The sequence below is a fragment of the Xanthomonas campestris pv. campestris str. ATCC 33913 genome, assembly GCF_000007145.1.
In the GTDB taxonomy this organism is placed as follows: Bacteria; Pseudomonadota; Gammaproteobacteria; order Xanthomonadales; family Xanthomonadaceae; genus Xanthomonas; species Xanthomonas campestris.
Genome location: NC_003902.1, coordinates 2183741 through 2197535, shown reverse-complemented (window position 1 = coordinate 2197535; position 13795 = coordinate 2183741). Strand labels below are relative to the sequence as shown.

Below are 13795 nucleotides of genomic sequence, written 5' to 3'. Positions count from 1 at the left end.
GTTAGCAACCAGGACATTGTCTCTGCGCAACACCCTGGGGTAAGGAATGAACAAGTTCAACGATTGGCCGATCCGCCGCAAGCTGATGATCGCCTTCTGCCTGAGTGCCGTGCTGACCGCCCTGCTGGGTGGACTCGGCTTTTCACGCATGAAGCAGATGCAGCAGGAAACCACCCTGATCAACCAGGACGTGGTGCCCGTGCTCAGCCGGCTCTCCGAACTGCGTGGCTTCGCGGGCGAATTCCGCGTCTACGAAGTGGGCCAGTTCGTCAACCTGGACGATCCCGAGCGCTATGCGTATTTCTTCAAGCGCATGGACGAGATCCAGGCCAAGTACGCCGAAACCCAGAAGGCGCTGGACGCCAAGATCGGCGCCGCCTCGCCGTTGAAGGCCGAATACGCCAAGCTCGCCGATGCCAGCACGCGCTACTTCGCCGCCAACCTGAAGCTGCGTGAGCTGTATCCGCAGCCGGACCGTGCAGCCGCAATGGAATTCTCGCGCAAGCAGTCCGGCGAGATCCGCAAGGAACTGTTTGCCTCGGTCCACAAGATGTACGCGCAGCAGTCCAAGGCACTCGGCGACATGGTCACCGCCAGCGCCGCATCGTTCAAGTTCACCAGTGCGGTGCTGCTGCTCGGCACGCTGCTGATGGCCGCGCTGTCGGTCACCTTCGGTTGGCTGATCGCCCGCAGCATCACCACCCCGCTGTCCAAGGCGCTGGGCGCCATCCAGGCGGTTTCGCGTGGCGATTTGAGCGTGCAGGTCGGCAAGACCAGCAACGATGAAATCGGCCAGATGCTCGAGGCCACCGGCCGCATGACCCAGATGCTGCGCCGCTTCTCCGACGAAACCGCGCGCATGTCGCACCTGCATGCTGCCGAAGACATCACCCACCGCATGCCGGAAGATTTCCCCGGCGTGTACGGCACGCTGGCCGGCGGCATCAATACGATGATCTTCGAGCACCTCGACGCCATCATCGATTCGGTGCGCATCCTCAACCAGTACGCCCAGGGCGACCTCACCGAAGACGCGCGCCGCCTGCCCGGCAGCCGCGCCGTGCTGCACGAAGCCATGGACGCGGCCAAGGCCAGCCTGCTGTCGATCAACACCGAAATCAAACAGCTGGCACAGGCCGCCGCGGCCGGCGACTTCAGCGCACGTGGCGATGTCGCACGCTTCAAGTACGACTTCGCGGTGATGGTGGCCGATCTGAATTCGATGATGGAAGTCAGCGACCGCAACCTGGGCAAGCTCTCGCAGCTGCTCGGCGCCGTGGCCGATGGCGACCTCACTGCGCGCATGGATGGCGAATTCCACGGCGTGTTCGCACGTCTGCGCGACGACGCCAACGCCACCGTGCAGCGCCTGACCGACATCGTGGGCCGCATCAAGCATTCCACGCTGACCATCAACACTGCCGCCAGCGAGATCGCCGCCGGTAACCAGGACCTGTCGCAGCGCACCGAGCAGCAGGCCGCCAACCTGGAAGAAACCGCTGCCTCGATGGAAGAGCTCACCTCCACCGTCAAGCAGAACGCCGAACACGCCCGCCAGGCCAATCAGCTGGCGATCGGTGCGGCCGATGTGGCGTCGCATGGCGGCAGCGTGGTCGGCCAGGTGGTCACCACCATGTCCGGCATCGAAACCTCGTCCAAGAAGATCGCCGAGATCATCAGCGTCATCGACGGTATCGCGTTCCAGACCAACATCCTGGCCTTGAACGCGGCGGTGGAAGCGGCGCGTGCCGGCGAACAGGGCCGCGGCTTTGCCGTGGTGGCCAGTGAAGTGCGCACGCTGGCACAGCGCTCGGCCGGTGCGGCCAAGGAGATCAAGGGCTTGATCGACGACTCGGTCAGCAAGGTGGCCGAAGGCTCGGCGCTGGTCCACCAGGCCGGCACCACCATGAGTGAAATTGTCTCTTCGGTGCAGCGCGTGACCGACATCATGAGCGAGATCTCCGCCGCCTCGCAGGAACAGTCGGCCGGCATCGAGCAGGTCAACCAGACCGTGACGCAGATGGACGAAGCCACGCAGCAAAACGCAGCGTTGGTGGAAGAAGCCACCGCTGCGGCACGTTCGATGGAAGACCAGGCACAGCAGCTCACCGAAGCGGTGGCGCTGTTCCGCCTGTCCAGCGAACTCGAATCAGTGACGCGTGCGACGCCGGTGGTACGTGCACAAGCCGCAGTGGCCCGGCCTGCTGCCAAGGCCGCTGCCCTCGCCAAGCCGAGCAAGCCGGTGGTGCGTGCCGCGCCGCGGGCGGTGACGACCTCGAACGAATCGGATTGGGCGGAGTTTTAAGCGCCCCAGCCGCAACGTCAGTGCTGACAAGACCAAGCCGCGTTTCTGATGGAAGCGCGGCTTTTCTTTTGCTCGGTTTGCCGCATTCCTGCAGTGCGCAGCGTCATGGGACACGCGTGTTGAGCACTCTCCATCAAGCACGCGCCTCAGGCGCCTGGCGTTGGCAACGGTGGATTGTTCGTGCCGGCGGCAACGCGGCGCAATGAGCTCCATGCGCTTGTCGAGCTCGCCAGAATCTACATCGCAGCGCTTCGGTCGCGATCGCTTGGTAACGCTTCCGGCGTAAGTTGCCATCCCTAAAGCAGTTTTAGGCTTCATTTGCATAACCGTAGTTATGCGGTTTTTGGCACACAGGTATTCAGTTCTGGCAGGCGGAGGCCGCTACTGCACATAGCAGAGCGTGTCACGACCCCATCGTCCGCGCATGCAACGCACCCTTCGCTTCGTCTTACGGAACCCTCGTCATGAATGCACTCCTGCAGCGTTACAACGTTGGCCCACGACTGGCCAGCGCATTTGCCATTTTGATCGTGCTCTCCGGCGTCATCGCCTTTATCGGTTATCGCGGCCTGAGTTCGGCGCGCGTGCTTGTCGACGATATCGTCAACTCGAACATGGCCAAAATTCGGCTCTCCAACGAGATGGTGAATGCCAACTACGTTATTGCGATGCAGATGCGCAATATCGTGCTGCCTACCAGCGACGAAGAGAACGTCAAGTTCTTGGCCGCGTTCAAGCAGGCGCGCGCCGATTACGCCAAAGCGCGTGACACGCTCTACGCGATGCCGACCAACCCGCAGGGCCAGGCGATCCGCGACGAGATCGACCGCCGCCGCGCAGAGACCAAGGTGCTCAACGACAAGGTGGTCGAACTGAGCCTGGGCGGACATGCCGATGAAGGACTCGCTCTGTTGCTGACCAAGGCCGCACCGTCCCTGCAAAGCTGGCAAGACAAGATCAACGAGAACATCGCCCTGCAAGACAAGCTGGCGGCCGACGCGTCCGCCGGTGCGCTGCAGTCGATGGATGACTCGCGCAAGATGCTCGTCGCCGGTACCGTCCTGGTGGTACTGCTCAGTGGTGCGCTGGGCCTGTTGATCACCCGTAGCCTGACCCAGCCGCTGAGCCGCGCCACCCGCGCCGCCGAATCGATTGCTGGCGGCAAGCTGGATAACGATGTCGATACGCAAGCCACCGACGAAAGCGGACGTCTACTCAAAGCAATGAGCAAGATGCAGGACCAGTTGCGCAGCCTGATCACCGCACAGACAGACATGGCCAAGCGCCATGACGATGGTCAGATCAGCTTCCGTATCGATGCCTCCGCATTCCCCGGCGACTATGGCCGCATGGCGCATGACACCAACAATCTGGTGGGCTCGCACATCGCGGTGAAGATGCGCCTGGCACAGATCATGGGCCGCTATGCGATTGGTGATCTCAGCGACGATATGGACAAGCTGCCCGGCGAAAAGGCCGTGCTCACCGAGACGATGGCGCAGGTCAAGGTCAACCTGTCTGCGATGAACCACGAAATCAAGCACCTGGCGCAGTCCGCCGCCAACGGCGACTTCAGCGCACGTGGCGATGCCGAGCGCTTCCAGTACGACTTCCGTGTGATGGTGGACAGCCTCAACACCTTGATGTCCACCGCCGATGGCAACCTGCAGTCGCTCTCCAGCCTGTTGCAGTCGATCGCCGCCGGCGACCTCACCGCACGCATGAGTGGCGAGTTCCGCGGCGTGTTCGCACAGATGCGCGATGACGCCAATGCCACTGCCACGCAGCTGGCCGAGATTGTCGGCAGCATCAAGACCTCGGCGGTGTCGATCAAGGGCGCGGCCAGCGAAATTGCGGCCGGTAATCAGGACCTGTCGCAGCGCACCGAACAGCAGGCCGCCAATCTGGAAGAAACTGCGGCGTCGATGGAAGAGCTCACCTCCACCGTCAAGCAAAATGCCGAAGGCGCACGCCAGGCCAATCAGCTCGCCATCGGTGCAGCCAGCGTGGCTGTGCAGGGCGGCGAAGTGGTCGGCAAGGTCGTCGAGACTATGTCCGGTATCGAAGCCTCGTCGAAGAAGATCGCCGACATCATCTCCGTCATCGACGGCATTGCCTTCCAGACCAACATCCTGGCGTTGAACGCCGCGGTGGAAGCGGCGCGTGCGGGCGAACAAGGCCGTGGCTTTGCCGTGGTCGCCTCGGAAGTGCGCACGCTTGCGCAGCGCTCCTCGGGCGCCGCCAAGGAGATCAAGGACCTCATCGACGACTCGGTGCAACGCGTGGCCGAAGGCTCCGCACTGGTGCACACCGCCGGCAAGACCATGGGCGAAGTGGTGGCCAGCGTGCAGCGCGTCACCGACATCATGGGTGAGATCTCCGCCGCTTCGCAGGAGCAGTCGGCCGGTATCGAACAGGTCAACCAGACCATCACCCAGATGGACGAGACCACCCAACAGAACGCCGCGCTGGTGGAAGAAGCCACTGCCGCCGCGCGCTCGCTGGAAGAACAGGCCGTGCAACTCACCGAAGCAGTGGCCGTGTTCAAGACCGACGCCGGCTATGTGGCCGCACCGCTGCAGCAGGCGTCACGCCCGGCGGTCACCCCGGCGATCAAGGCGAAAGTGGTCGCTGCCGGCCGCACGGCGGCGTCCAAGCCACGCGCCGTCGTCACCACTGCCAGCAACGAGGCCAGCTGGCAGGAATTCTGACTGAATGAAGCCAGCCGGCCTCCAGGCCGGCTGGCTCAAGGGCAACCGGGCGCCGCCGATACGCTGCGTACGCCTACGAGAATTCTTCATGACCACGTCGCCCGCGCTGTCGTCCAAGCCCGCTTTTTCAACCCAACGTCGCTGGACGCACCGATGGGACGACCTGGGCATCAGCCGCAAACTCGGCTTGATCGGCGTGCTGGCCCTGGTCGGGCTCGTCATCCCGGTGGTGCTGTATAGCGGCAAGCTCAATGAGAGTGTCGCCATCAGCAGCAACGAACTGCGCAGCTATGGCCCATTGGCCAGGATGCTCGGCCTGATCACCGACCTGCACGCCGAACATGTGGACAGCGGCGACGCCGCCACCGCGGCCGCAACACGTGCAGACAGCGATCTGCAGGCTCTGCTGGCCACTACCGCCACGCTGGAAGGGTTCGAGCGCAGCCAGAAGGCACTCACCGCCTTGCAGCAGCAGCGCAGCGCAGCGCCGGCAAGGATGCAGCGGCCTACACCGGCCTGAGCGAACACGCCTTCGCCGCACTGGATGCGATGCGCGATGACAGCCAATTGGTCTACACCCCCTATATCGAGAGCTACCACCTGGTGGTGGCCACCCTGATCTACAGCCCGGACGCGACCGAGTCGCTGACCCGCCTGGATGCCGCCAGCGACCCGTCGCAGGCCGGCGAAAGCACCACCATGCTGCGCGAGCAGCTGGGCCAGCTGCAACGCAACCATGCCCGCTTCCGCCATGAGCTGGAAAAGGCGATGGGCTTGCTGGAACAACCCGACCCCACGCTGGCAGCTGCGGCGCAGGCCGAGGCAAGCCAGGCCAAGACTGCACTCGCCGCATTGAGCGCTGCCCTGGACGGCAATGATGCCCAGGCCGATGTGCAATGGAATGCGGCACTGGATGCGGTGGGCCAAGCGATGCAGCAACTCAGCAGCGTTTCGCTGCAGGCCCTGCAGCGGCAATCCGAGCGCCACCTGGAGGACGCCCGCAATGCGATGTGGCAAGCCATTGCCGGCTTGTCGGTGCTGGCCTTGCTGATCGCCGGCCTGTGCTGGTACACGCTCTCCGCCCTCACCCGCAATGTGCGGCGCGCCGCCAGCGTGGCTGCGCAGATTGCGCGCGGCCAGCTGGACGAGCACATCGTGCCGCCCAGACAGGATGAAACCGGCCAGCTGCTGGACAACATGCGCAAGATGCAAGAGCAGCTGCAGCGCGTGCTGGCAGCGCAGTCGGACATGGCGCAGCGCCACGACGCCGGCCAGATCAGCTACCGCATGGACGCCGACAGCTTCCCCGGCGACTACGGCACCATGGTGCGCGACACCAACGCCTTGGTCGGCTCGCATATCGCAGTGAAGATGCAGCTGGCGCAGATCATGTCGCGCTATGCCATCGGCGATTTGAGCCAGGATATGCAGCGCCTGCCCGGCGAAAAGGCCGTGCTCACCGACACCATGGACACGGTAAAAGCCAACCTCTCGGCGATGAATACCGAAATCAACTTGCTGGCGCAGGCCGCGGCCAACGGCGACTTCAGCGTGCGTGGCGATGCACAACGCTTCCAGTACGACTTCCGCGCCATGGTGGAGAGCCTCAACACCTTGATGGCCACTGCCGATGGCAACCTGGAAGCCTTGTCTGCCGTGTTGCGGGCCATCGCCGCCGGCGACCTCACCACGCGCATGCAGGGCGAGTTCCATGGCGTGTTTGCACGCATGCGCGACGACGCCAACGCCACGGTGAGCCAGCTGGCCGATATCGTGGGCCGCATCCAGCGCTCCACCGACACCATCAACGATGCCGCCAGCGAAATTGCCTCTGGCAATCAGGACCTGTCGCAGCGCACCGAGCAGCAGGCCGCCAACCTGGAAGAAACCGCCGCGTCCATGGAGGAACTCACCTCCACCGTACGCAACAATGCCGACCACGCGCGTCACGCCAATCAGCTGGTGCTGGGCGCGGCGCAGGTGGCGTCGCAAGGTGGCGAGGTGGTGAGCCAGGTGGTCGGCACCATGGCCGGCATCCAGGCAGCGTCGAAGAAGATCGCCGACATCATCTCGGTGATCGACGGCATCGCCTTCCAGACCAATATCCTGGCCTTGAACGCCGCGGTGGAAGCTGCGCGTGCCGGCGAACAGGGCCGCGGTTTTGCCGTGGTCGCCAGTGAAGTGCGCACGCTGGCGCAGCGCTCGGCCGGTGCGGCGAAGGAGATCAAGCAGCTGATCGACGATTCGGTGCAGCGGGTCGAACACGGCAACCAGCTCGTGGGCCAGGCCGGCCAGACCATGCAGGAGATCGTCAGCTCGGTGCAGCGCGTGACCGACATCATGGGCGAGATCTCCGCTGCTTCGCAGCAGCAGTCGCAGGGTATCGAGCAGGTAGGCCAGACCATCACCCAGATGGACCAGGCCACCCAGCAGAACGCCGCGCTGGTGGAAGAAGCCACCGCCGCCGCCCGCGCGATGGAAGAACAGGCCCAGCAGCTGCGCGATGCGGTCTCGGTGTTCCGGCTGCAGGCCGCAACGGCACGGCCGGCGCTGAGGCGCGCGGCCTGAGCCACGCTGCCGGCGCTTGCAAAGCGAGTGCTGGCAGTTGCTTCCTCCCGATGACCGGCGATCCAGCCGAATCACCCTCAGAATCGGCCCGGCCTGCAGCAAGGCCGGGCCGCTTGCGTTAAAGCACAACGCGCAGCACCGCGCTGGCGCGATCGCATCAAGCCGGCTGCGCAGGGTAAGCCTTGCTTGGTCTGACGCGCACTTCGGATCGTTTGCACAGACGCCAAGCACGCCAACACGCATGCCACCCCTGCCCTTCGTGACACGGGCACTGCGGTTCCTACCGGCGTGTGCCGTGACAGCTGCAATTGCTGCAGCACCATTGCAGGTGCGGTTACGCCATCGCGTGCGCATCGGCAGTGCACCCGCCCCAGCCTCATGACGCCGCCCCTTGCCCAGGCAGCCGCAACCAAACCGTGATGCGCGTCGTGAGCACTGCGTGCACGGCCATTGCAGCGCTCACCCCTGAAAACGCCTGAAAGCACGGCGTTTCGGCACGCATCTACACACGCAGCTCACCTCCATGACGCTGAACCATATGGAAACGGGCGCGGCTGTTCAGTGCTCAAGCGCAGCGCCGTTACCGGACACAAGCAAACGCGCACCGGCGCGGCATGACGTGCACACCGCACGCTCCTGCCCCGGCCGCCACGTCTGCCCAGCTCCGGACAGCCGCGCCCTCCCTGCGCGTGCCTGGCCAGGGCGCTACCGTCCTCCCATGCCACCTGAGACCCGAAATGACCGCTTTCCTTCAACGCTACAACGTGGGCACGCGCCTGAGCTTTGCCTTCGGCATACTGATCCTGTTGTCCTGCGCCCTGGTGGCTGCGGGCCTCTACACGCTGGCGCAGGCACGCGAACGGTTGGACACCGTGGTCAACCGCAACATCACGATCATGCAGCACCTGCAGGACATGACCGACGACACCTCGGTGATTGCCGTGCAGTTGCGCAACCTGGTACTGCCCACTTCGCAGGAAGACAATCTGCGCTTTGCGGCCCTGATCAAGGACCGTGCAAAGGCCTACGAACAGACCCGCCAGACCTTGTACGTGTTCTCGGCATCGCCCGAGGCCCAGGCGCGGCGCGACAAGATCGATGCGGCCAGCGCCGCTGCCGCCAAGGCCAACGCGCAAGTGGCCGAACTGGGGCTCGCCTCCAAATCCGACGAAGCGCTGGCCATGCTGATGCAGCAGGCCGCCCCGGCCACCGAAGCGTGGCAGAGCGCCCTGGCCGAGTATTCGGCACTGCAGCGCAAGCGCGCCAAGACCGCCTATGAAGACGCCACCGCCGCAATGGCACGTGGCCGCGCGATGTTGATCGGCGGCGGCATTGCCGTGCTGTTGTTCAGTGGCTTGCTCGGCTGGATGATCACCCGCAGCCTGGTGCGCCCGCTCAGCCAGGCCACGCTGGCCGCCGAGGCGATCGCCAACGGATCGCTCGACAACGATGTGCGCAGCACCGCCAACGACGAAACCGGCCGCCTGCTGCACGCCATGGACCGCATGCAGAGCCAGGTGCGCAACCTGATCACCGCACAGCTCAACATGGCCAAGCGCCACGAAGAAGGCCAGATCAGCTTCCGCATGGATGCCGCCGCATTCCCCGGTGACTTCGGCCGCATGGCCAGCGACACCAACGAATTGGTGGCCAGCCACATCAAGGTGAAGATGCAGACCATCCACTTGGTAGAGCGCTACGCCATCGGCGACCTGAGCGAAGACATGCCGCGCCTGCCCGGCGAAAAGGCCGCCATCACCGCGGCGATGGACCAGGTCAAGACCAACCTGTCCACGATGAACCAGCAGATCAAGCACCTGGCACAGGCCGCGGCCAGCGGCGACTTCACCGCACGCGGCGATGCCGACAAGTTCCAGTTCGACTTCCGCCTGATGGTGCAGAGCCTCAACACCTTGATGTCCACTGCCGACGGCAACCTGCAATCGCTGTCCAGCCTGTTGCAGTCGATCGCCGCCGGCGACCTCACCGCACGCATGACCGGCCAGTACCAGGGCGTGTTCGCACAGATGCGCGACGACGCCAATGCCACCGCCGAACAGCTGGCCAGCATCGTCGGCCGTATCCAGCATGCCGCTGATGCAATCGGCCTGGCTTCCAGCGAAATCGCCTCGGGCAACCAGGATCTGTCGCAGCGCACCGAGCAGCAGGCCGCCAATCTGGAAGAAACCGCCGCCTCGATGGAAGAACTCACTTCCACGGTGAAGCAGAACGCCGAGCACGCCAGCCAGGCCAATCAGCTCGCCATCGGCGCCGCGGCCGTGGCCTCGCAAGGTGGCGAAGTCGTCGCCAAGGTGGTCACCACCATGGCCGACATCCAGGGCTCTTCGAAGAAGATTGCCGAGATCATCAGCGTCATCGACGGCATTGCGTTCCAGACCAATATCCTGGCCTTGAATGCCGCGGTGGAAGCGGCGCGCGCCGGCGAACAAGGCCGTGGCTTTGCAGTGGTGGCATCGGAAGTGCGCACCCTCGCCCAGCGTTCGGCCGGTGCGGCCAAGGAGATCAAGCACCTCATCGACGATTCGGTCAGCAAGGTCACCCAGGGCGCGGCGCTGGTCGATCAGGCCGGCACCACCATGGCCGATATCGTGGCCAGCGTGCAGCGCGTGACCAACATCATGGGCGAGATTTCCTCTGCCTCGCAGGAGCAGTATTCGGGCATCGAGCAGGTCAACCAGACCGTGACCCAGATGGACGAAACCACCCAGCAGAACGCCGCCCTGGTGGAAGAAGCCACCGCCGCCGCCCGCGCGATGGAAGAACAGGCCCAGCAGCTCACCGAAACGGTGGCCGTGTTCAAGCTCGCCGCGCAGGCACCGGTGGCACGCCAGCTCTCGGCCATTGCCAGCGCACCGGGCAATGCCCGCTCCGCCGCACGCCCGGCCGCGCGCACCACCGTGGCAGCTGCAGCACCGCGACCGGTGCGCACCGCACCTGCCACCACTGCCGATCAGTCCGACTGGCAGGAGTTCTAAGAGCAGCCATCAAAACGACTGCGCAGCCGCCAGGCGCGCGTGGCCAGTGGTCGGACTCGGCATGTACCGCCGTACTCCGGTTCCTCCGCGCCGGCCGCACCCACCTGGCGGCTGCTCGCTACGTCTTGTTAGCCGCTCTACGCCCAACGCGTCATCCGTGTTGCACCGGTCTGCTCCAGCGGACCGGCCAGGCCGCTTCCCGCGAGGGAGGCGGCCTTCTTTTGTGGCTGCGCAAGCGTAACGCCTGCGGCCACGCCCACCTGGATGGCGTGCAGCTGAACCTGGCAACGATTGCGCAATGTACGCACTTGACGTGGCCGATCCCTGCGAGGAGCGAACGTTCCATACATCCGAAGCACACTGCAAACCATTGCCCGTGTGTGGAAAAGATCGAACGAGCGCGACCATTGTGCAGATTTCGACAGATTTTCCATCAATTTCCCCTGATCGCGGCCGCTATCGACTTCACACATTCGTAACGCCCCTCCCCCGGGCAAGGTCGAGACCTATGCATTCCTTCCACCGGCTTTCCGTCGGCACCCGCTTGTCCGCGTTACTGACGCTGGTCATTGCCCTCTCGCTTGGCGCCCTGGCGCTGATGATCTATCGCCAATCCGCCAGCGACATCGAATCGCAGGTCAAGGCCGAGCTGCTGTCCAGTACGCGGCTGATGAACCAGTCGGTCGGCATGTACGACGTGACCCTGACCGAAGGCACCCAGCGCCTGGGCAGCGTCTTCGACGACATGCTCGGCAGCGGCGCGCGCCAGCTCGACACCACCACCACCGTGAAGATCGGCGACCAGGACACCCCGACCCTGCGCACCGGCACGCAGGCGCAGAACCTCAATTTCACCGCAGTGGACCGCTTTGCGCAGGCCACCGGCGGCGTCGCGACCATCTTCGCGCGCACCGGCGACGACTTCGTGCGCATCACCACCTCGCTGCGCAACAAGCAGAACGAGCGCGTGATCGGCACCCTGCTCGACCGCAAGGGCAAGGCTTACGCCGCGCTGGCCGAAGGCAAGGCCTTCACCGGCCAGGCGCAGTTGTTTGGCGACCAGTACATGACCCACTACCAGCCGCTGCGCAATGCCGCCGGCGAGGTGATCGGCGCGCTGTTTGTCGGCCGCAACTACACCCAGGGCCTGGCCGCACTGAAGGCGCAGGTGAGCACCACCAAACTGGGCAAGGACGGTTACTTCGTCATCGTCGACATGGCTCCCGGCGAGCACCAGGGCCAGGTCATCGCCGCGCCGGCTGGCACACCGGCCACGCTGGCGGCACTGGTACCGGCCGAACAACAGGCCCAGCTGCAGTCGGTGCTGGACGGCAAACTGACCAGCACCACGCTGCAACTGCGCGACGCCAAGGGCGCCAGCCAGGCCTACGAGGTCACCGCGCAGCGCTACACGCCGTGGCAGTGGGCGGTCATCGGCACCCAGCCGCGCAGCGCCATCGACGGCCCGCTCGACGCACTGATGAGCAGCATGCTGCTGCTCTCGCTGGTGGTGCTGGTGCTGTGCATTGCGGTCGTGTTCGTGGCCGCACGCAAGATGGTCACCCGCCCGCTGCTCGCCGTGGAGCGCGTGCTGGGCGACGTGGCCGCCGGCCGCCTGGACAGCACCATCGAGGTCGATCGCCAGGACGAACTGGGCCGCCTGCTGCTCAGCGCCCGCACCATGCGCGACGACCTGCGTGCACGCCTGGAGCGCGACCATTTGATCGCCAGTGAAGCGCTGCGCGTGCGGACCGCGTTGGACGATGTCAGCACCAACGTGATGATCGCCGACATCCATCAACGCATCATCTAAGTCAACCGTCCGTTGCAGCGCCTGCTCAAGGACGTGCAGGAGCAGTTGCGCGCCCACCTGCCCAGCTTCGATGCCGACAAACTCATCGACACCAGTATCAATCAGTTCCACGCCGTCCCGAAAGACCACGAGCGCATGCTCGAACAGCTCAGCGGCACCAACGTGGCGCAGATCGCGGTCGGCGACCGCATCGTGCGTCAGGTCGTCAGCCCGGTGTTGAATGCGGCCGGCGAACGCATGGGTTTCGTCGTCGAGTGGGCCGACCGCACCCAGGAAGTGCAGGTGGAAGAAGAAGTCGCACGGATCGTGCAGGCCGCCGCTGCCGGCGATCTGAGTGAGCGGGTCGGCACCGCCGGCAAGCAGGGCTTTTTGCTGCAGCTCGCGCAGCAGCTCAACATGTTGCTGGACAACAACGCCGATGGCCTGTCGCGGGTGTCCGCACTGCTGTCGTCGCTGTCGCAGGGTGACCTCACCGCACGCATGGACGGCGATCTGCAAGGCGTGTTCGCCACCATCCGCGACGATGCCAACGCCACTGCCGACCAGCTGGCCGGCATCGTGCGCCGTATCAAGGACTCCTCGCTGGCAATCAACTCGGCCGCCACCGAGATCGCCACCGGCAATAGCGACCTCTCGCGCCGCACCGAACAGCAGGCCGCCGCGCTGGAAGAAACCGCAGCCTCCATGGAAGAACTCACCGCCACCGTCAAGCAGAACGCCGACAACGCCGACCAGGCCAACCGCCTGGTGCTGAATGCCGCCTGCGTGGCCGCGCAAGGTGGCGATGTGGTCGGCCGCGTCGTCAGCACCATGGCCGACATCGACGCCTCGTCCAAGAGGATCGCCGAGATCATCAGCGTCATCGACGGCATTGCGTTCCAGACCAACATCCTGGCCTTGAACGCCGCGGTGGAAGCCGCGCGTGCTGGCGAACAGGGCCGCGGCTTTGCTGTGGTGGCTTCTGAAGTGCGCACCCTCGCCCAGCGTTCGGCCGGTGCCGCCAAGGAGATCAAACACCTCATCGAGGATTCGGTGGCGCGCATCGGCAACGGCGCCGCGCTGGCCTCGGAAGCCGGCAGCACCATGCAGCAGGTGGTCAGCAGCGTGCAGCGCGTGACCGACATCATGGGCGAGATCACCAGCGCCTCGCGCGAGCAGGCCGCCGGCATCACCCAGGTCAACCAGACCGTCACCCAAATGGACGAAACCACCCAGCAGAACGCCGCACTGGTGGAAGAAGCCACCGCCGCTGCCCGCTCGATGGAAGAGCAGGCCGCGCAATTGGTGGACGCTGTGGCCGTGTTCCGGCTCGAGCAGGAAGACCGCCTGAGCACGCTGCTGGCCAACGCCCGCCACGCCTATCACTAAGACGTATTTACAGCGCTTCCCGCGAGGGTTGACT

At 64.9% G+C, this 13795-nt stretch carries 3 protein-coding genes, 1 other RNA gene and 2 pseudogenes; all 6 read left to right on the top strand.

The features are described 5' to 3' along the window. The first annotated feature begins 46 nt into the window (after positions 1 to 46). The 6 genes and pseudogenes from XCC_RS09780 to XCC_RS09755 all read left to right on the top strand — a co-directional run bounded on the left by XCC_RS09780 (position 47) and on the right by XCC_RS09755 (position 13761). The gene (locus tag XCC_RS09780; protein ID WP_011037048.1) at positions 47 to 2305 is read left to right on the top strand and encodes a methyl-accepting chemotaxis protein; all 2259 of its coding nucleotides are present in this window, start codon (positions 47 to 49) and stop codon (positions 2303 to 2305) included. 464 nt (positions 2306 to 2769) lie between these two features. Then, positions 2770 to 5016 carry a methyl-accepting chemotaxis protein gene (locus tag XCC_RS09775; RefSeq protein WP_011037047.1) on the top strand — a complete coding sequence of 749 codons (2247 nt, stop codon included), beginning with the start codon at positions 2770 to 2772 and terminating at the stop codon, positions 5014 to 5016. A gap of 88 nt (positions 5017 to 5104) precedes the next feature. Continuing rightward, a pseudogene (locus XCC_RS09770) lies at positions 5105 to 7584 on the top strand (methyl-accepting chemotaxis protein). Between the two features lie 737 nt (positions 7585 to 8321). Next, positions 8322 to 10580 carry a methyl-accepting chemotaxis protein gene (locus tag XCC_RS09765; RefSeq protein WP_011037044.1) on the top strand — a complete coding sequence of 753 codons (2259 nt, stop codon included), beginning with the start codon at positions 8322 to 8324 and terminating at the stop codon, positions 10578 to 10580. 61 nt (positions 10581 to 10641) lie between these two features. Continuing rightward, positions 10642 to 10714: non-coding RNA, sX9 sRNA (locus XCC_RS09760), on the top strand. Between the two features lie 374 nt (positions 10715 to 11088). Then, positions 11089 to 13761, top strand: a pseudogene (locus XCC_RS09755) (Cache 3/Cache 2 fusion domain-containing protein). Positions 13762 to 13795: the final 34 nt, after the last annotated feature.